The following is a 19,689-nucleotide window of genomic DNA, read 5'->3' on the forward strand; positions in this document are numbered from 1 at the left end:
ACCCATACCGCCAGCCAGTCGGACCGCCTCGCTGTCGGATCCGCTACAGCAGGGGTGATCGTGGCGCGCTGAACCACCTGTACGAGTGACGGCTGCCGTCACTCCGACTCCGCGTCCCCTTCTGTCTCCTCCTCCACCGGTACGCGCACCACCCGCCGCGTGTCGAGATCGACCCGCCACCCCGCCGGCCACATATCGCTGTCACGATTGCCGTCCCCGATGCGGGCATCAATGAAATCGATCTTTTCTTGGTACATCGCTCCGTCGAACCAGGCAATGCCGATGAATGTCGCTTCAGCGAAGCGGGCGGTGCCGGCGAACGTCACCCCGACGAACCGGGCGTCGTTCAGATGGCAGTTACTGAAGTCGGTGTCGAGGAGGGTGGCCTCGGTCAGGTCGAGAGTCATGCCATTCCAGTAGGCCTGGCTCGGGGTGCCGTTCGGCGTCGTCGGCCGCAGGTGACGGGCGAGGATGCGCTGTGCGGCCAGCCGTACCTGGCGCTCCTCCCGGGGGTCAGGCTGCTTCGGGGCACCCGGTTCCTGGCCGGTATCGGGTTCGGCGGTGTTCTGATCTGCCTGCTCCTCGGTCCGCGGGGTGTACGGCATGCGCAGGTAGGCGCAGATCACCTCGACGATGCTCTGCCGGTGCACCGGGTTGTCCTGGGCGAGGCGTTCCAGGGCGTAGAGGCCGGCCAGGCGTACCGGTGCCTTGTCGGAGCCGAGCTGTTCGGCGGCCTTGACATACAGCTCGGTGACCCGTTTCTCGCCCGCGTCGTACTCGGTGGCCTGCTGGGTCCGTTCGGTGACCTGCTGGCGGCGTAACGCCAGCAGCAGCGCGGCGGCGGCACCGAAACCCGCGCCGACCGATAAGCCGGTGCGGATCGTTTCCACCTGAAGCTGCGCCTGCTCCAGCGGCGTCCCGACACCGGCGAACCGTGGACTGTAGGCCCCACACCGCCGCCCAGGTGATAGCGACGACGGCCAGGAAGCCGATCCCGAGAATCCAGGTCGGCAGTGGACGTAGTGGACGCTGCGGCGGTACGGGTGCCGCCGACGATTCGCCCGCCCGCCGCGCCCGCCGCCACAGCACCCCGCCGACTGCCAACCCAGTCACGCCGGCCACGGCAAGCAGCAGCACCAGCCAGTGGCCGACGATCAGCCGCCCCAGCATCGTCCACAGCCGACCCGGCAGCAGCAGTACGGCGGCGGCGAGCAGGGCCACCGCACCTGCGGCCGCTGGCGTCGCCGCCTTCCAGTGTTTGATCACCCGGGTGTCCCGCCGTCCGCCGAAAGCCATCCTCGGGGCACCACAGTAGATCCGTACCGCCAGAAGGGTCGGACCGGCGCGGTGTCGGATGCCTTACGGCGGAGGTGTCACAGCGGGGTGGGCAGGACACGGACGGCTGCGGTGCGGGACCACTCGGCCAGCAGCAGGGTGGCGTCGTCGTCCGGTGCGCCGCCCCGGTGCTCAGCGACGGCGCGGGCCAGTCGGCGTACCGCCTCGGGGGCCGGCAGCCCGGTGGCGGCCTGCCGTTCGGCGAAGTCGACCAGGCGGCGCAGACCGAACGGCTCACCGGTGCGCACCCCGGCCTCCGGCACCCCGTCGGTGAACAGCAGCAGCTGGTCGCCGGGTTCGAGGATCTCCTCGCCGACGCGGGCGGCGGTGTCAGGGATGCCCAGCGGCAGTCGGCGGCCGGCGCGCAGCTCCCGGACCATTTTGCCGCCGCGCAGCAGCAGCGGCCTCGGGTGCCCGGCGTTGACATACCGCAGCAGACCGGTCTCCAGGTCCAGATCGGCGAGGAACGCGGTGACGAACCGGGCGTCGGTGAACTGGTCGGTCAGCGACGCGTCGGCGGTGCGGCCCTGGGTGACCAGGTCGTGGCCGCAGCGGCGGGCCGACCGGACGGCGGCGATCACCGTCGTGCAGGCCAGGCCGGCTTTCAGGCTGTGTCCGACGGCGTCGAAGATCGCCAGGAAGGCGTGGTCGCCGTCGATGGCGTAGTCGAAGCCGTCGCCGCCGACGTCGTAGCAGGGTTCGAGGACGGCGCTGACGGTGATCCGCTGCGTGGCGGCGGTCAGCGGCGGCAGCACCTGCGACAGCAGTTCCCCGGCGACGGTCGCCGGCCGGGACCGGCCGACCAGCCGCAGATGGTCACCTTTCGGCCGGGTGACGGTGATCAGGTGCCCGACCAGTCCGGCGACGGTCTCGCAACGGCGGCGGGTGTGCCGGCCGTCGGCGTCAGCCGCATCGTCGAAGACGTACTCGATGACGCCGAGCCGGTCGGTGCCGTCGACCATCGGAATCCACCACGCGGGCGCGTTCAACGCCGGGATCGACTCGACCAGGGTGAACGAGCGTCCGGCGACGGACCCTTCGACCGGTTGCGGCTGCGGGTCGGCCCGCCCCGGCACCGGTACGGGCCGCAACGTGTGCTGCTCCTCGTCGGCCAGGTAGATGGTGGCGTGCACACCGAGAGTGGCCATCACGTCGGCGAACGCGCCGCCCAGCTCGTCGGGCTGGAACAGGTGGGAGCGCAGCAGCACGTCGCTGAGCGCGTCGAGCCACTGTCGTTCCGGCGTACGTTCCATGGCCGCCACCCTACGGCGTGGCCGGTCCGATAGATTTCGTCCGGTCGGTACACGACTCGTGGGAGCGGGGACACCGTGGTTGTCGCAGGTCTGGTCCTCGCCGGTGCGGCGGCGCTGATCCACGGCTACATCTTCTACCTCGAATCGGTGGTGTGGACCGCGCCGCGTACCCGAGCGGTGTTCGGCATCCGCAGCGAGCAGGACGCGCTCACCACCCAGGCCCTCGCCTTCAACCAGGGCTTCTACAACCTGTTCCTGGCCGTCGCGGTCGTCGCCGGCATCGTCGTGGTCGCGGCCGGGGCCACCGCCGTCGGCGCGACCCTGGTGTTCACCGGCGCCGGCACGATGCTCGCCGCCAGCCTGGTCCTGGTGGTCTCCCGGCCGGCGATGCTGCGTGCCGCGCTCATCCAGGGGTTGCCGCCGCTGCTGGGTGTGGTCGCCCTGGCGGTCGGGCTCGCCGGCTGACCGGACCCGGCTCACTGTCTGAACCGCTCCGTACGGCAAGGCCAGTCGCTGATTGGTGGCCTGCCGTCGATGTCGGGTCACCAACACCCCAGACGTCGCTGATCCGACGATTCTTCGGTGCAAATGGCGCCGTACCGCTGCATTTTTCAGCCGGACAGGGCCTGCGCGGACGGAAACCCGGTCGGCAAATGGTTAGCGGTGCCGTCGGCGGCCGTGACACGGTGTGCCTCGCCCGACACCGGAGGGCGAACCGCAACCACACCGCAGGAGACACCTCGTGAACACCAGCAGAAGGACGGTCCTCGGCCTGCTCGCCACCGCGGCGGTCGCCGGACCCCTGGCGACGCTGCCGGCCACCCCGGCGGCCGCCGCCGACATCTACACCTCGAACACCGACCTGTACTCGGATCCGAACCTGGCCGAAGGGGTCGACTACGCCCGCCGCTACCGCCGGCATCCGCTGCTCGACAACTCCGACGCCACCGCGACGCCGTTTCCGCGTACCGCGATCATCGCCCCGCACGGCGGCGGCATCGAAGGCGGCACCTCGGAGCTGTGCCTGGCGATCGCCGGCTACCACCCGGCGGACCTGGCGGCGACCCCGCCGGCCGGCCCGACGTACGACTACTGGATGTTCGAAGGCATCCGCTCGTCCGGCAACGCCGAACTGCACGTCACCGCCAGCCACTGCGACGACGTCCCGGCGTTGTCGGTGGCGGCCGGCGCGCTGAACGTCGTCACCCTGCACGGCTGCACCCCGGGCACCGCCGGGCTGCCGTCGAACGCGCAGGCCGTCGCCGTCGGCGGACGCAACGCGGCGTTGCGGGCCGCGCTGATCTCCGCCTACACCACGGCCGGGATCACCGCGTTCGACGCCACCGGCATCCCAGCGATCGCCGGCACCGCCACCGACAACATCGTCAACCGGACGCTGCTCGGCATGGGCGCCCAGCTGGAGCTGACCACGCCGCTGCGGGCGGCGATGTTCGGCACCAACACCCGCTCCCAGCGCAAGAACACCACCAACACCCTGTTCTGGGATTTCGTGGCGGCCACCCGCACCGCCATCACGCAGATCGAGGCGACGCAGCCGATCCTGTGACGCTCACCGCGGCACCCCGCCCCGCTCCCGGGTCACAGCACCCGGGGCGGGGTGTTGCCGGCGGCGACGATCGCCCGGCGCATCGGCACCGCCAGCAGCAGCACGAACCCGACCACAAAGAAGATCAACAACGAGACCAGACCCACCCGGTACGAGTTCGTCAGCTGGAACACCAGCCCGAACGCCAGCGGCCCCAGCCAGCTGGTGCCCTTGTCGCTGATCTCGTAGAAGCCGTAGTACTCGCCTTCCTTACCGGCCGGGATCAGCTGGCTGAACAGTGACCGGCTCAGCGCCTGGGAGCCGCCGAGCACCAGGCCGATCGCCGCGCCGAGCGCCATGAACTGCGCCGGCGCCTCGGCCGGCAGCCGGAACGCCGCCACGATCACCCCGGTCCACAGCACCAGGCTGCCCAGCACCGTCTTCCACGCGCCGATGCGTTGCGCGACCGCCCCGAGCAGCAGCGCCCCACCGAACGCCAGGAACTGCACCAGCAGGATCGTCACGATCAGCGTCGACTGGCCCAGCCGCAGCTCCTCGGTGCCGTACTGGCTGGCCAACGCGATCACCGTCTGGATGCCGTCGTTGTAGACCAGGAACGCCAGCAGGAAGAACAACGTCAACGGGTACGTCTTCAGCCCGCGCACCGTACGGCCCAGCTGTTTGAACCCGTCGGTGAGCACGTTGCCGCCCGGCCGGGCGTCGACCGCCGGGTGTTCCCGCAGCCAGGCCAGCGGCACCAGGGTGAACACCGCCCACCACACGCCGGCCGACACGATCGACCAGCGGGCCAGGTCCAGGGTGCGCTGCGCGTCGCCGTCGACGCTGAACGACTGCACCACCACCAGGTTGACGGCCAGCAGCAGCCCACCACCGAGGTAGCCGAGCGCCCAGCCCCGGCTGGAGATCCGGTCCCGGTCGTCGGGGCCGCCCAGCTGCGGCAGGAACGAGTTGTACACCACCACGCTGGCACCGAACGCGATGTTGGCCAGGACGAACAGCCCGCCGCCGAGCAGGTAGCGGTCCCCGGTGACGAACACCATCGCGACGGTCGCCCCGGCGCCGACGAACGCCGACACCGCCAGCAGCCGCTTCTTGTGCATCGACCGGTCGGCCAGCGCACCCATCACCGGCAGCACCAGCACCGTCAACGCCACCGACAGCGACACCAGGTACGGGAAGTACGCCCCCGGCGCCACCTCGATACCGAGCGGGTACACGGACCCGGCGCACTCGTCGGCGTCGGCCGCGCAGCCGGCGGCCTGTTTGGTGACCGTGGTCAGGAACGGCCCCAGGAACACGGTGATGACGGTGGTGGAGAACGCCGACATCGCCCAGTCGTAGAAGTACCAGCCGGTGCGTTCCCGCCGGGTGCTCGACGGCGCGGCACCGGGCGACGCCGACGGCGGCGGTACGGGCGCGGGCCCGGTAGGTGGCCCGCTGGTTGGCTCGGTGGGGTCGGCCATCGGATCCTTCACTGTCGGTCAACGGGCGGCGCGGTCCACGTCGACCCGCCGGTCGGGCGGCCAGTGGCCGCGGGCGAGATACACGTCACGCAACACCTCGACGTGATCGGTCATGATGCCATCCACCCCGAGGTCCAGTAACTCGTGCATCTGGGCGGGTTCGTCGATCGTCCAGACATGCACCTGCAACCCCAGCCGGTGGCAGTACGCCACGAACCGGGCGTCGACCACCCGTACCCGGTTGAACCGCACCGGCACCTGCGCGGCCACCACCGACGGCGGCAGCCGCAGCCGCCGGCCGGTCAACGACCCGACCCGCAGCCGGGTCACCGCCTGCATGCCCAGCGACGTCGCGACCCGACCGCCGGTCGACGTCCGCAGCCGGTGCAGCCGCCGGTCGGAGAACGACGCCAGCAGCACCCGGTCGGCGGCGGCGCACCGGTCGACCGCCGCCAGCGTCGGCTCCACCCCGCCGTCGGCCTTCACGTCGATGTTGAACCGCACCTGCGGCCAGCTGTCGAGCACGTCGTCGAGCCGCGGCACCACCGACGCGCCGCCGACCCGCACCGTGGCCAGGTCCGCCCAGCGCAGCCGCGCGATGCTGCCCTTGTCGCCGGTCACCCGGTCCAGCGTCGGATCGTGGAACACCACTGCCACCTGATCGGCGGTGCCGTGCACGTCGGTCTCCACGTACCGGTAGCCGAGCCCGACGGCACGGCCGAACGCCTCGGCGGTGTTCTCGTCACCGCGGGCCGCGCCGCCCCGGTGCGCGAACGCGATCGGAGCCGGCGAGTCCAGGTACGCGAACCGGTGCGACACGCAGCGCAGTATGCCCGCCGCCGGCAACCTGCGGGCGTACGGCAGGTTGCGCGACGCCGACCGGTCACCGGCCGGTGACCGGTGCGGGCCGCCGCACCGCCGGCAGTAGGGTGCCCCCATGCGGGCACTCGGCATCGACTTCGGCACCTCGAACACGGTGGCGGTGGTACGCGGCGGCGACGGCCGGGTACGGCCGCTGCTGTTCGACGGCACCCCGCTGTTGCCGTCGGCGGTGTACCGCGACGCCGACGGGCGGCTGCTCGTCGGCGCGGACGCGCACCGCCGCGCCCGCATCGACCCGTCCGGGTTCGAGCCCAACCCGAAACGCCGCGTCGATGACGGCACGGTGCTGCTCGGCGACGCCGACGTCGCGGTGTCGCAGCTGGTCGCCGCCCTGCTGCGCCACGTCGCCACCGAGGCCCGCCGCCAGCTCGGCGGCGTCGACGAGGTCCGGCTGACCCATCCGGTGCGGTGGGGGGAGCGGCGGCGGATGGTCCTCATCCAGGCCGCGTACGCCGCCGGGCTGCCCCGGCCGACGCTGATCGCCGAACCGGTCGCCGCCGCCTCCTACTACACGTCCGCGCTGGGCACGGCGATACCGCCCGGGCGGGCGTTGGCCGTCTACGACCTGGGCGGCGGCACGTTCGACGCCGCCGTGGTCCGGCGTACCGCCACCGGGTTCGACGTGCTCGCCGAGCAGGGCCTGGCCGAACTCGGCGGACTCGACTTCGACCAGGCGCTGGTCGAGCATCTCGGTGGCGTCTACTCGCCCAGCCGCACGAGCGTGTGGAACGGTCTGGTCGCGCCGGCCGACACCGGGTCGCGGCGGGCCCGCGCCCTGCTCTACGACGACGTCCGCGGCGCGAAGGAGATGCTGTCCCGTACGGTCAGCGCCGACGTGCACCTGCCGGCGTTGGACATCGCCGCCCACGTCACCCGCGACGAACTGGAGTCGCTGATCCGCGACCACCTGGCCCGTACCGTGACGTGTCTGGCGCAGACGGTCGCCGCCGCCGGCCTTACCCCGGCCGACCTGGTCGGCGTGTTCCTGGTCGGCGGTTCCAGCCGGATCCCGCTCGCCGCGCAGCTGATCCACACCGAACTGGGGGTTGCACCGACCACCTTGGAGCAGCCGGAGACCGTCGTCGCCGACGGCGCGCTGCGCCTCGGTGCCGCCGCCCGCGCCGGCCTGCCCGGCCCGCGTCCACCGGCGCCGGTGCACCCGACCCCGATGTCGCCGGCGCCGATGCCGACGCCGGTCTCACCGCACCTGGCGCCGATGTCGCCGTATCCGGTGTCTGCCGCGCCGGGCCGCCCCTGGTACGACGAACACGGCCCGGTCCTGGTGGCCGCACTGGCCACCATGGTCGGCATCGCCGCCGTGGTCGTGGTCGTGCTGCTGCTGTCGGGCTGACCGGACATCCCGACACCCCGCCCGCACGGCCCCGACCGCCCCGGCCGGTCCGGTACAGTGCGCCGGTGCAGACCGACACCCTGACGGCGGCCGGCCGTCTGGTCCGTGCGTCGGCCGCCGTCGTGGTGTTCGCACTGCTGACCGCAGGCACATTGTGGGGCACCGACGACCATTTCCCGTTCGGACCGTTCAGCATGTACGCCGGCGTCAACGGCCCGAACGACCCGGCGCCGGACACCCGGGTCGAAGGCGTCGACGTCACCGGACGGACCCTGGTGCTCAACGAACACAACGCCGGGGTGCGCCGCGCGGAGGTCGAAGGACTCGAATCGGCCTACGTCGACGACCCGGGACGGCTCGAACTGATCGCCGACAGCTACGCGCGGATGAACCCGGACGCGCCGCCGATCGTACGGGTAACCGTGATCGTGCGGCTGCACGAGATCCGCAACAGTTCCCTCACCGGGCGGTGGCACGACGAGACCCGCGCCGAATGGGATCGGCCGTGATCAGCCGCTGGTTGTTCGCCGCCGTCCCGCTCGGGCGGGTCGCCGCGCTGCGGACCGTCACCTACCTGTTCATTGTGTTCGACCTGCTGGTCTACATGTCGTGGGTGCGTGCCCGCGGTGACGTGCCGGCCGAACTGTACGAGCCGCTGGCGTTCGCCCGGGTCCTGCACCTGCCGGCACCGACAGGTGTCGTCGTCGATCTCATCTGGTGGTCGTTGCTGCTGCTGGCGCCCCTGGCGGCGACCGGCCGGTTCCCGCGGGCACTCGGCTGGTCGGTGTTCACGTTCTACTTCGCGTGGCTGATCGTCGCGATGAGCTACGGCAAGGTCGACCACGACAAGTTCGCGTTCCTGCTCGCGCTCGCCGTGCTGCCCACCGTCGGCGCCGCCCGGCACGGCGACGACCGGCCCAGCCAGGCCGCCGGCTGGTCACTGCGGATGATCCAGATCGCCGTGGTGTGCACCTACTTCCTCGCCGCGTACGCGAAGATCCGCTTCGGTGGCTGGGGCTGGATGACCGGCAGCGTCCTGGCCCGCGCGTTCCTGCGGCGCGGCTCGGAGTTCGCCGACCTGATCGCCGCCGTGCCGTACGCCCTGATCGCCGCCCAGATCGGCATCGTCGTGTTCGAGGCGCTCAGCCCGCTGGTCTTCCTGACCCGGGGTCGGCTGCGGTACGCGGTCGTCGGCTTCTTCTACTCGTTCCATCTGCTGTCGTTCGCGACGATCTCCATCTCGTTCGCCCCGCACCTGGTGGCGATGGGCGCGTTCCTGCCGCTGGAGAAGGTCCGGCCGGTCGTGTGGGCGCGGCGGCTGGCCGGCCGCCACCGCAGCGCCGACCCGGACCGGCCCGACGGTGACGGCGGCCACGATCCCGGGCCGGGCGGTGAACCGCCGCGCCTCGCCGGCCCCGGCGCCGACACGTCGGCTGTGCGGGATCGGACACATCCGGTGGCACCGGCTGGCGCCGACGCGGGACAATGATCGTATGAGTGACGCCAGCGCACCCTCGGGCACCTTCGTCTACGACGGCGACTGCGCGTTCTGCACCATGTGCGTCCGGTTCATCGAACGCCGGGTGCCCAACGACGCCACCGTCGCGCCGTGGCAGTGGACCGACCTGGCCGCCCTGGGCCTGACCCGCGACCAGGCGGTGACCGCCGTGCAGTGGGTGCCGGCCGACCGGGCCGGCTCCGCCGCAGGGCCGGCGGCGATCGCCGCGCTGCTGCGCACCAGCAACCCGCTGTGGCGGGCCGCCGGCGCCGTCCTCGGGCTGCGGCCGGTCACCGCCCTGGCCTGGCCGGTGTACCGGTGGGTCGCCGACAACCGGCACCGGCTGCCCGGCGGCACCGCCGCCTGCGCCGTACCGCCCGCTGCGGCACCGACCCCGACGCACTGACCACCCGACCCGCTGCCTGCCCGGTCGGCTGACCGACCGGGCCGGGCCCTGATCCCGGCCGGTCAGCTCCCGGACCAGAACCGGGCCAGCGTGCCCGTCGCCGGGTCGTCGCTGGCCAGCAGCGCCGCCCACAGGTCACCGCCGGCGGCGGCGTCCGCCCCCGCGTAGCCGGCCAGGTCGACCGGGTCGACCGGGTCGACCGGCGTGACGTGCGGCACGGCGGCACCGACCGGGCCGCCGTCGCCGAGCAGCTGCGGATCCGCCCACGGCCAGCCGTCCACCGGCGTCGGCACCCCCGCCGGATCCAGTGGCGGCGGGAACTGCGCCTCCGGCCACCCGTCGGCGCCCGCCGGTGCGTCCGGGTCGACGCCGGGCGGCGGGTCCGCCGCACCGAAACCCTGCTCCGCCGCCGGCTCCGCACCGAACCCGGCGTCCACCGGCTCCGCCGGGTCCGCGCCGGACAGGTCGTCGCCGTAGCCCAACGCCGGCACCGCGTCACCCCCGCCGTACCCGCCGCCGGTGGTGTCGTCGCCGGACAGGTCGTCGTCGACCGGCGGATCGGCGGCCCCGAACCCCTCCACCGGGTCGGCCGCGCCGAACCCTTCCACGGCCGGGTCACCCGACCCGTCGACCGGGCCGCCAAGGTCGGCGGTGTCGGCGTCGTCACCAACCGGGTCGTCCCCGGTCCAGTCACCGAACTCGCTGGTCATCGCGGCACCGCCTCCGCTGTCGGGGTCAACACCCGGGCCCGGGCCAGCACCTCGTCGACCTGCTTCACCCGCGCCCGGACGGCGTCGCGGCGGGCCTGCGCGGCCGACCGTCGCCGCGCCCGGTCCGCCTTGTCCCGCGCCAACGCCGCGTCGATGTCGGCGATGTGCGCGTCCAACTGCGCCAACCGCCGCTCCACGGCGTCGTCCAACGCCACCGTCAACGCGTACTGCAGGTCGGTGAACCGCTGCGCCAACTCGTCGGTCAACGCCGCCCGTGCCTCCCCGAGCACCTCCCGAAGCCACACCCGGGCCTGCTGCCGGTCGCTGGCGACCCGCCGCCGGAACAGGATGAACGCGCCGGCGGCCAACCCCAGACCGAGACCGGCGACCGGGATCAGCAGGCCACCGCCGACCAACGCCCCGGCACCCAACGCCGACGCGCCCGCCGCGACCCCCCGGCCGGCCATGAACGCCATCCCGCCGGCCGACAACGCCACCATCACGTTGTCACCGCCGCCACCGTCACGCCGTGGCCGGGTCGCCAACGCGTGCCGCAACGTGCCGTTGATCCGCTGCAGCACGAACTGCAACTCGGCCGGCGCGAACACCTGCGCCAACGTCCGCTCGGCGACCTTGTGGAACCGGAACCGCAGATCGTAGGACAACTGCAGCGACAGCGCGTGCAACGCCCGGTCCACCTCGGCCGGCAGGTTCTTCAACGTCTCACCGCGGGCCGCGTCGATCCGGGTCAGGAACTGCTCCTGCAACCCGCCGACCGCGGTCCGCAGCCGCCCCGTCGCCTCCACCCGGGCCCGCTGCGTCTCCGTGTTCAACGCCAACGACCACTGCCGCGCCTCGGTCCGTTTCCGCGCCGCCAACCCGGCCCGGTCCCGTTTCGCCCGCTCCACCTCGGCCGGATCCGGGTCACAGGCGGCGACCCGCTCACCGGCGGCCAGATCCAGCCGGACCAGTTCGCTGCGCACCGTCCGCAGCACGTTCGCCTGGGCCAGCAGATGCCCGTTGCCGGCCAACCCCACCAACGCGTGCTGCAGCGGCGCCACCCGCGACTCACCGACCAGCTCACCGGCGGCCTCCGCCGGCAGCGTCAACGCCAACTCGGCCAGCCGCGCCGACACCGGGAACCAGGCGGCGGACGCGAACCTCGGCGCGTGCGCCTGCAGCTGCGCCCGGTTGTCGGCCAGGATCGTCCGCCACCCCGGATAGGCGTCGACCTTCGTCAACGCGAACACCACCACGTCGACCCGTTTACTCGCCTCGATGAGGAAGTCCAGCTCCGGCCGGGTCAACGGCGTCGACGCGTCCACCACGAACAGCAGAGCCGCCGCCCGTGACACCGCGTCCAACGCGATCTCGGTGTGCGCCGGATCCAGCCCGCCGGCACCGGGGGTGTCCACCAGCGTCAGATACTGCAGCAGCGGCGCCGGGCAGGTCACCGCGATCCGCCGGGGCGGGCGCATCCCGTCCGGCAGCGCCGCCACCGTCGCCCAGTCCGCCAGCCGGTCCACCGGCACCGGCACCGGCTCGTCGTGGCCCGGCGCGTACGCCTGCGCCGACGTCATCGCCCCGTGACCGAACTCCAGGTACGCCGACGTCGCCACCGCCGCGTCCACCGGCGACAGGCCGGTCACCCCGATCAACGCGTTCACCAGTGAACTCTTGCCGCGCTTCGTCTCACCGACGACCACCACCGACGGCCGGGTCACCTCCCGGCGCCGCTGCGCGTCGATCTCCGCCGCCGCGTCCGCGTCGACGGTGCGGACGAACCCGAGACACGTGTCGACCGCCCCGGACAGCAGCGCACCCAACGCCGCCGGGCCGCCGCTCACCGCGACACCGCCCGCGCCTGCTGCGACAGCAGATGAAACCCCCGGTGGGCGACCAACGCCACCCGCGACTGCGTCGGCGACGCCCCGGCGACCGCGAACACCCGCCACCGGGTCGCCGCCTCCACCGCCGCCGCCGACAACTCCTGCGCCGACGCCGACGGCAGCTCCAGCACCCAGCGCGGATCCGCCGACAACGCCAACCGGGTCAACTCCCGCTCCATCGGCTCCGGCAGCTCCACCGCGCCCGTCGTCACCTGCTGCGCCACCTCCAGCAGCCGCAGCCGGTGGTACTCCGGCTGGTGCAGCAGCCGCTCGACCGCGTCGCGCAGCAGCTCCCGGTCACCCGGATGCGCCGTGTGGCTGGCCACCTTCTCCAGGCACGACAACGCCCACCCGGCCTTGATCGCGTCGGTACGCCACCGGAACGCCTCGTCCAACGTGTGCCGCAGCCGCGCGAACCCCGACGCCGCGTACAACGCCCGCACCAGATCCCCCGACGCCAACTGCGGTGACGCCTGCAGCTGCGCCACCGCGAACCCCACCCCGTACAGGTCCAGCAACGCCAGCAGCCGCTCACGCTGCCGGCGCGGCACCGGAGCCTCCCGCGACACGAACAGGTCGACCGACGCCAGCAGCACCGCCCGCTGCGCCGCCGGCAACCCGGCCAACGTCCGCAGCGCCTCACAGTCGGCCGCCGTCAACCGGCCCGCCTCGGTCGTCTCCGCCAACAGCCCCACCGTCGGCACCACATCGGACACCACCCGCCGCAGCACCCGGGTCTGGTCGGCCGACAACGGCGCCGCCACCGGCCACGGATCCGCCCCACCGGCCACCAACTTGTCGACCTTGTTGAACAGGCCCACCGAGTTGATCGGACTGCTCGACAGCCGCGCCGACACCGACCGGAACGCCTCCAACGCCCGCACGTCGTCGTCGCGGACCGCCTGGGTGAACACGTACACGATCGCCTCGGCCCCGGACACCGCCCCGACCGAGTCACCGTCGATGCCGGCGTCGAACGGCGCCGTGTCGTCCACCACCGGGCCGCCGCCACCGCCCGGCGCACCGGCCTGCCCGGCGAACAGGAACTGCCGCGCCGACTCGCTCACCCCGGCGCTGGTCGACGACAACCCCGGCGTGTCGATCACCGTCATTTCCCGCAGCCGGTCACTGGTCAACGTGACGTCGACGAACGCGACCTGCGCCCGCGGCACCCCCAGCCGCTGCGGAATCACCCCCGTCGCGTCCAGCGGCAGGCTCACCCGGGTGCCGTCCCGGCGTACCACGTCGACCCGGTCGGCCGTGCCGTACCGGAACTGGGTCACCACCCGGGTGCACTCACCCACCTCGGTCGGCGCCACCCGCCGCCCGATCAACGCGTTCACCAGCGTCGACTTACCGGCCTTCAATCGGCCGGCGATCGCCACCCGCAGCGGCTCGTCCAGCCGCCGCCGCACCCGCAGCACCTCACCGCCGACGGCCGCGCTCACCCGGGGACCCACTTCGTCACACAACGCGGCGACCCGGCCACTCAACGGACCGGCGTTCATGGCCGACCCCCCGCCGCCCGGTCAACGGCGACGACGGGCATCCGACGGCGGCACACACTCATCTCGCTGGTCGTCCTCCCGACAGCACGGCATCCGGTGGTGCGCCCACCACCGGCATCCACCGTACGAATATCCTCACCGGCGCAGGATCCCATGTTCGTGCCAACCTCGCCCGGCGGGGCCACGAGCCGTAGCAGCGGGGGAGGAGGACAAGTGCGGCACCCAGCCGGCGGACACCCCGCCCGCACCCGACCCGACGGCATCACCGCCGGCGGCAGCGTCCCCACCGGGACCGTCGCCGACGCCGTGACCGCCGCCACGCAACGGCTGACCCGCCCCGGGATCGTCGTCCTGACCGGGCCACCCGGCTGCGGACGCAGCACCCTGCTGCGCCGGGTCGCCGCCGCCGCCACCGGGCCCGTCCACACCGGCGGCGGCCTCGCCGCCCTCAGCCACGTCCCGGCGTTCCCCCTCAGCCACGCCCTGCGGGTACGGCTGCCCGGCCACGACACCGCGCTGCTCGCCGAAGCCGTCCGCTCCCGGGTCCGCCACGGCCTGCTCGTCCTCGACGACCTGCAGTGGGCCGACCCGGCGACCGTCGCCGCCCTGCCCGGCATCGCCCGGCACTGCCGGGTCGTCGCCGCCCTGCGCACCCCGCACCAACTGCCCGACGCCGCGCTCGACCCGCTGCGCGGCGACACCGGCCTGTGGCTGACCGTGCCGGCACCCGACCCGGACACCCTCGCCGACCTGATCCGACGCACCGCACCCGCACTCGACCCGACCACCGTCGCCGCGGTGGCCCGCCACGCCGGCGGCAACCCGCTCGCCGCCACCGCCCTGGCCCGCCACGCCGCCCGTACCGGCACCCCACCCACCGCCGGCGTCCCCGGCGGCGACCTCGATCAGGTCGGCTACGCCGTCGCCGCCGCACTGGCCGCCCTCACCCGCCCCGCCCGCACCGCACTGGCCGCCCTCGGCCTGCTCGGCCACGGCGCCCCGGCGGCCCTGCTCGGCGACGGCGTCACCGAACTCGCCGCCGCCGCCCTGGTCCACACCGCCGCCGACGACCTGGTCACCCCGACCTCGCCGTACCAGGCCGCCGTCGCCGCCGGTCTGCTCGACGACCCGGCCCGCCGCGCCCTGCACCGCCGCCTCGCCGACCTCGTCACCGACCCGCTGGCCGCCGCCCGGCACCTCGCCGCCGCCGGTGACACCACCACCGCCTACCGGCGGGCGGTCACCGCCGCCGACACCGCCGCTACCGGCGGCGCCCGCGCCGAGCTGCTGCTGTTCGCCAGCGCACAACCCGACGCCACCGAACCGGTCCGCCGCGCCGCCGCTTCGGCCGCGCTGACCGCCGGGCGGCCCCGCCGCGCCGCCGACCTGCTCACCGGTGGCGCCCTGCCCACCCCCGACACCGCCGTGCTGCGCGCCGAGGCACTACTGCAGGCCGGCAAACCGACCGCCGCCCGCGCCGCCGCCGCGCCGGTGCCCGACGACGCCCCACCACCGGTGGTCGCCGCCCGCGACCGGGTCCTGCTGCTCGCCGACCTGGCCACCGACCCCACCTCCGCCGCCGCCCGCGCCACCACGATCACCCGCCGGCACGGACCCGAACCGGCCCACCTGGGGCTACGTGCCGCACTCGCCGCCACCGCCGCCGCCGGACGCCGACCCGGCTGGGAGTACGCCCTCGCCGGCACCGCAGCGGCCGCCGGCGCCGCCGGTGACCTGCTCACCGCCCGGTGGACCGCCTGGCATCTGGTGCAGGCCCTCGCCGGTGACGGGCGACTCACCGAGGCCGCGCAGGCGGCGCAGGCGGCGGCCGCCGCCTGCGCCGCCGACCTCGCCTACAGCTGGCAGGTCCGGTTCACCGCCGCCCGGCTGTGGTGCCTCGCCCTGCGCGGCGGCCCGCCCCCGAGCCCGACCGCCGACGGCACCGGTCCAGCCGTCGCCCCGCAGCCCGGAGACGATGCCGGGCTGCCACCGGCGGTCGGCGACGACCTGCTGCGCGCCGCCGTCGACCTGACCGACCGCACCCTGCCGGCCGCCGCCCGCGACTACGCCGTCGCCGCCGCCGGCCTACTCGAAGCCGACGGCGGCCTGCTCGCCCCGGCCCGCGCCCGGCTCACCGGTGCCCCCGGCATCCCCAGCACCACCACCGCCGTGCTGGACTGGGTGGCCCGGGAAGCCGCCTGGCTCGACGGCCAACCGGACCAGGCCACCACCGGGGCACCCCACGCCCCCGTACCGCCGCTGGTCGACGGGCTGCGGCGGATCACCGCCCACTGGGCCGCGCACGACGGCGCCGGACCCGCCACCCCGCCGGACGGCACTCCGGCGGCGGCGTTTCCGCCGCCGGCCGCCGCCACCGTCACCGCGTGGACCGCCGGCGACCCACGGCAGTTCGCCCACGCCGCCGACACCTGGCGCGACGTCGCCGTCCGCGAGCAGGTCCGCTGCCTGCTCGCCCATGGCCTGCACGAACCCGACCCCGCTCAGGCGGTGCCCGCCCTGCTGGCCGCCGAGTCCCTCGCCGACCACGCCGGACTGGTCGTCCTGCTCGGCCGGGTCCGCCGCGCCCTGCGCCGGCACGCGGTACGCCGCGACGAACGCGGCCCCCGCAGCGGCGACCTGCTCACCGTGCGGGAACGCGACGTGCTGCGGCTGGTCGCCCAAGGCGAACCCACCCGCCGGATCGCCAACCAACTCGGCATCTCCACCGAAACCGTGGAAACCCACGTCCGCGCCGGAATGCGTAAACTCGGTGCCCGCACCCGTACCGAGGCCGCGGCCCTGGCCATGGAGCCCGACCGATGAGCGACCCGCCGCGCTACGTCCTCGACAGCGCCGCCGACGCCACCACGGTGCTGCGCCGACTGGCCCGCGACGGCTGGACCACCCGGGAAGGGTTCGCCGTCACCGACCCGACCTGGGACCTCACCACCGCCCGGCTCGCCCTGTACGGGCGGGTCCCGGACACCGACACCGTCGCCCTGGTGGTCCTCGCCGCCGCCCGGGGCACCGCCGTCGTCGCCATCTGCGACCCGGCCGGTGACCTCGGCCGCGCCCTGGTCGACGACCTGTCCCGCCTCGGCCCGGTGCTGCGCCACGCCGAGGCCGACCCGCCGGATGCGGCAGCCACCGACACCGTCACCCTCGTACCCGAGCAGCGGGCCCTGCTGGAACGGCTCGCCAACGGCGAGACCATCGCCGCCGCCGCAGCGGCCGAGTTCCTGTCGCTGCGTACCGCGAACCGGCGCATCGCCCAGGCCCGCGCCGCCCTCGGGGTCCGCACCACCCGCGAGGCCGTCCTCGCCTACCTGCGGCAACGACCGGCACCCTGAGCCGGAGCGGGGCGCTCACGCCCGGTCACATCCGCCGTCAGGTCGCGTCCGGAGCCGGGTCGGCCTGGTCGGCGTCGTCGGCGGCCAGCACGTCGGCGGTCGCCGCGTCCGGTACCACGGCGCCCCGGCCGCGCCGGTGCCGCCGGCTCAGGTCCACCGGCCGGGTGGGGTCGACATGCCGGGGCGTCGCCGGCTCGTCGGGCCGCAACCCGGCCAGGGTGTCGGTGATCGCGTCCACGATCCGCACCGTCGCCCGCTGCGCGGCACCCGGGCGGGCCGGGTCGATCCCGGACAGGTCCACCGGCGGCCCGAACCGGACCGTGACCACCGGACGGCGCAGCATCGACCGCAGCACCGCCCGGACCAGGCCGCGGGGCGCCGCCCACGGCAGCACCACGTGCGCCCCCCACTGCGCCACCGGCACCACCACCGCGCCGCTGGCCAACGCGAGCCGGGCGGTACCGGACTTGCCGCGCTCCGGCCACATCTGCGGGTCCAGCCCGATGCGTCCCTCCGGGTACACCAGGACCACCGAACCGTCGGCCACCGCCCGCGCGGCCGACCCCAACGCCTCGGCGACCGTACTGGTTCGCCGGTCCACCCGGATGTGCCCGGCCCGGCGCATCACCGGACCGACCAGCGGCGCCCGGAACAACCCGCCGGTGGCCAGCACCCGGGGTGCGACCCGCCGCACCTGGCAGGCGGCGGCCAGCACAACCGGGTCGAACGGGCTGATGTGGTTGGCGGCCAGGATCAACGGGCCGTCGCGTACCTCGTCGGGCACGTCGCCGCTGACCCGTAGCCGGGCGACCAGCGCGACGACCAGCCGGGCGGTGACCTGCAGCACCCGCCACAGCAGCGGGGCCCGCCAGCGGGGCGGCGGGGCGGCGGTGTCGTCCATCGACCGTCGATCGTCGCACAGCCGGGCCGGTCGGTGGATCCCGCCGCCGGGACGGACGTCCCGGGGGAGAGGGGACCTCCGGCCCTGGCCGCCAGAACGACAGGTTGTAGTATGTACTACGCTTCGTAGTATCTAGATGGGGGAGCCGTGGACGCGCTCGACATAGCCCGCTGGCAGTTCGGTGTCACCACCGTCTACCACTTCCTGTTCGTCCCACTCACCATCGGACTCAGCCTCCTCGTCGCCATCCTGCAGACCGCCTGGCACCGCACCGGCGACGACCGCTACCTCAAACTCACCAAGTTCTACGGAAAACTCTTCCTCATCAACTTCGCCATGGGCATCGTCACCGGCATCGTGCAGGAATTCCAGTTCGGCATGAACTGGAGCGACTACTCCCGCTTCGTCGGCGACATCTTCGGCGTACCACTCGCCATCGAAGCCCTCCTCGCCTTCTTCCTCGAATCCACCTTCCTCGGACTCTGGATATTCGGCTGGGGGAGACTCCCCAAGGCACTGCACCTCGCCACCATCTGGCTCGCCTCATTCGGCAGCATCATCAGCGCCTGGTTCATCCTCGCCGCCAACTCCTGGATGCAGAACCCCGTCGGCTACCGCATCAACCCCGACACCGGCCGCGCCGAACTCACCGACTTCATCGCCGTACTCACCAACAAGGTCACCCTCATCACCTTCCCGCACACCCTCGCCGGCTGCTTCATGGTCGCCGGCGCCCTCGTCCTGGCCGTCGCCCTCTGGCACCTCGTCCGCCACCCCGACGGCCCCGACACCCCCGCCTTCCGCACCGCCACCAAACTCGGCGCCTGGACCACCATCCTCGCCACCGCCGCCGTCATCGGCACCGGCGACATCCAAGGCAAGATCATGACCCAGGTCCAACCCATGAAAATGGCCGCCGCCGAAGCCCTCTACACCACCGAAAGCCCCGCGTCCTTCTCCATCGTCACCGTCGGCACCCTCGACGGCAGCCGCGAAATCTGGACCCTCAAAATCCCGTACCTGCTGTCCTGGCTGTCCACCGGCGACCCCACCGGCGAAGTCCAGGGCATCAACGACCTGCAGGCCCAGTACGCCGCCCAGTACGGCCCCGGCAGCTACACCCCGATCATCCCCGTCACCTACTGGAGCTTCCGCTTCATGATCGGATTCGGCCTCGCCACCGCCGCCATCGCCCTCTGGGCCCTCTGGACCACCCGCCGCGGCCGCACCCCCACCAGCCGCTGGCTGCTGCGCGCCGGCCTCACCCTGCCCGTCCTGCCCCTGCTCGCCAACACCTTCGGCTGGATCTTCACCGAAATGGGCCGCCAACCCTGGATCGTCTTCGGCGAAATGCTCACCCGCGACGGCGTCAGCCGCAGCGTCTCCCTCACCGAAGTCGTCACCTCTTTCACCGCCTTCACCCTCATCTACGCCACCCTCGCCGTCATCGAAGTCAAACTCCTCATCCGCTACGCCCGCAACGGCCTACCCGACCTCACCGACCCGCCACCACCGGACGACACCGACGACACCACCACCGACCGGCCCCTCGCCGCCACCCACTGACCACCAACCG

The 19,689-nt window shown here is 73.5% G+C and carries 17 protein-coding genes; 9 read left to right on the top strand and 8 right to left on the bottom strand.

The window, feature by feature from the left end:
- Positions 1-98: 98 nt before the first annotated feature.
- Together O7610_RS06945 and O7610_RS06950 are read right to left on the bottom strand one after the other, a co-directional pair.
- Positions 99-890: a pentapeptide repeat-containing protein gene (locus O7610_RS06945; protein WP_289212851.1), complete on the bottom strand. Its 792-nt coding sequence runs from the start codon at positions 888-890 to the stop codon at positions 99-101.
- Positions 891-1,373: 483 nt separating this feature from the next.
- Positions 1,374-2,588, bottom strand: coding sequence for a PP2C family protein-serine/threonine phosphatase (locus O7610_RS06950; protein ID WP_281554905.1), 1,215 nt, complete (start codon positions 2,586-2,588; stop codon positions 1,374-1,376).
- Positions 2,589-2,663: 75 nt separating this feature from the next.
- On the opposite strand from O7610_RS06950, the gene O7610_RS06955 reads away from it, so the two are divergent.
- Together O7610_RS06955 and O7610_RS06960 are read left to right on the top strand one after the other, a co-directional pair.
- Positions 2,664-3,053: a DUF1304 domain-containing protein gene (locus O7610_RS06955; protein ID WP_281554906.1), complete on the top strand. Its 390-nt coding sequence runs from the start codon at positions 2,664-2,666 to the stop codon at positions 3,051-3,053.
- A gap of 277 nt (positions 3,054-3,330) precedes the next feature.
- Positions 3,331-4,155: a poly-gamma-glutamate hydrolase family protein gene (locus O7610_RS06960; RefSeq protein WP_289212852.1), complete on the top strand. Its 825-nt coding sequence runs from the start codon at positions 3,331-3,333 to the stop codon at positions 4,153-4,155.
- A gap of 32 nt (positions 4,156-4,187) precedes the next feature.
- Here the strand turns inward: O7610_RS06960 and O7610_RS06965 are convergent, their stop codons facing one another.
- Both O7610_RS06965 and O7610_RS06970 read right to left on the bottom strand, forming a co-directional pair.
- Entirely contained in the window at positions 4,188-5,618 is a 1,431-nt protein-coding gene (locus O7610_RS06965; RefSeq protein ID WP_289212853.1) for an MFS transporter, read from the bottom strand.
- An 18-nt stretch (positions 5,619-5,636) separates the two neighbouring features.
- A complete protein-coding gene (locus tag O7610_RS06970) occupies positions 5,637-6,572 on the bottom strand; it encodes a glycerophosphodiester phosphodiesterase family protein (RefSeq protein ID WP_289212854.1) in 936 nt (311 codons plus the stop codon).
- Here O7610_RS06970 and O7610_RS06975 point away from each other — a divergent pair.
- From O7610_RS06975 to O7610_RS06990, 4 genes are all read left to right on the top strand, one after another.
- Entirely contained in the window at positions 6,556-7,851 is a 1,296-nt protein-coding gene (locus O7610_RS06975) for an Hsp70 family protein (RefSeq protein ID WP_281554910.1), read from the top strand. The two genes, O7610_RS06970 and O7610_RS06975, sit on opposite strands and share 17 nt — an antisense overlap.
- A gap of 65 nt (positions 7,852-7,916) precedes the next feature.
- Entirely contained in the window at positions 7,917-8,360 is a 444-nt protein-coding gene (locus O7610_RS06980) for a hypothetical protein (protein ID WP_289212855.1), read from the top strand.
- The gene (locus tag O7610_RS06985; protein WP_289212856.1) at positions 8,357-9,340 is read left to right on the top strand and encodes an MFS transporter permease; all 984 of its coding nucleotides are present in this window, start codon (positions 8,357-8,359) and stop codon (positions 9,338-9,340) included. Before O7610_RS06980 ends, O7610_RS06985 begins: the two co-directional genes overlap by 4 nt.
- Before the next feature lie 4 nt (positions 9,341-9,344).
- Positions 9,345-9,755, top strand: coding sequence for a thiol-disulfide oxidoreductase DCC family protein (locus tag O7610_RS06990; RefSeq protein ID WP_289212857.1), 411 nt, complete (start codon positions 9,345-9,347; stop codon positions 9,753-9,755).
- A 62-nt stretch (positions 9,756-9,817) separates the two neighbouring features.
- Here the strand turns inward: O7610_RS06990 and O7610_RS06995 are convergent, their stop codons facing one another.
- Genes O7610_RS06995 through O7610_RS07005 form a run of 3 tightly spaced genes read right to left on the bottom strand, consistent with a single transcriptional unit; the run spans position 9,818 to position 13,862 of the window.
- Entirely contained in the window at positions 9,818-10,465 is a 648-nt protein-coding gene (locus O7610_RS06995; protein WP_289212858.1) for a hypothetical protein, read from the bottom strand.
- Positions 10,462-12,312, bottom strand: a complete 1,851-nt coding sequence (locus tag O7610_RS07000) for a dynamin family protein (RefSeq protein WP_289212859.1) — start codon at positions 12,310-12,312, stop codon at positions 10,462-10,464. Before O7610_RS07000 ends, O7610_RS06995 begins: the two co-directional genes overlap by 4 nt.
- Entirely contained in the window at positions 12,309-13,862 is a 1,554-nt protein-coding gene (locus O7610_RS07005; protein WP_281554917.1) for a dynamin family protein, read from the bottom strand. The genes O7610_RS07000 and O7610_RS07005 overlap by 4 nt, the downstream gene beginning before the upstream one ends.
- Before the next feature lie 213 nt (positions 13,863-14,075).
- On the opposite strand from O7610_RS07005, the gene O7610_RS07010 reads away from it, so the two are divergent.
- A complete protein-coding gene (locus tag O7610_RS07010) occupies positions 14,076-16,685 on the top strand; it encodes a helix-turn-helix transcriptional regulator (protein ID WP_289212860.1) in 2,610 nt (869 codons plus the stop codon).
- Positions 16,682-17,212 carry a LuxR family transcriptional regulator gene (locus O7610_RS07015; RefSeq protein WP_289212861.1) on the top strand — a complete coding sequence of 177 codons (531 nt, stop codon included), beginning with the start codon at positions 16,682-16,684 and terminating at the stop codon, positions 17,210-17,212. Before O7610_RS07010 ends, O7610_RS07015 begins: the two co-directional genes overlap by 4 nt.
- 37 nt (positions 17,213-17,249) lie before the next feature.
- Here the strand turns inward: O7610_RS07015 and O7610_RS07020 are convergent, their stop codons facing one another.
- Positions 17,250-18,113 (bottom strand): lysophospholipid acyltransferase family protein, encoded by an 864-nt coding sequence (locus O7610_RS07020; protein ID WP_281554920.1) that lies wholly within the window; start codon positions 18,111-18,113, stop codon positions 17,250-17,252.
- 147 nt (positions 18,114-18,260) lie between these two features.
- On the opposite strand from O7610_RS07020, the gene O7610_RS07025 reads away from it, so the two are divergent.
- Entirely contained in the window at positions 18,261-19,679 is a 1,419-nt protein-coding gene (locus O7610_RS07025) for a cytochrome ubiquinol oxidase subunit I (protein ID WP_123601600.1), read from the top strand.
- Positions 19,680-19,689 lie beyond the last annotated feature (10 nt).

Source organism: Solwaraspora sp. WMMA2065 (assembly GCF_030345075.1).
In the GTDB taxonomy this organism is placed as follows: Bacteria; Actinomycetota; Actinomycetes; order Mycobacteriales; family Micromonosporaceae; genus Micromonospora_E.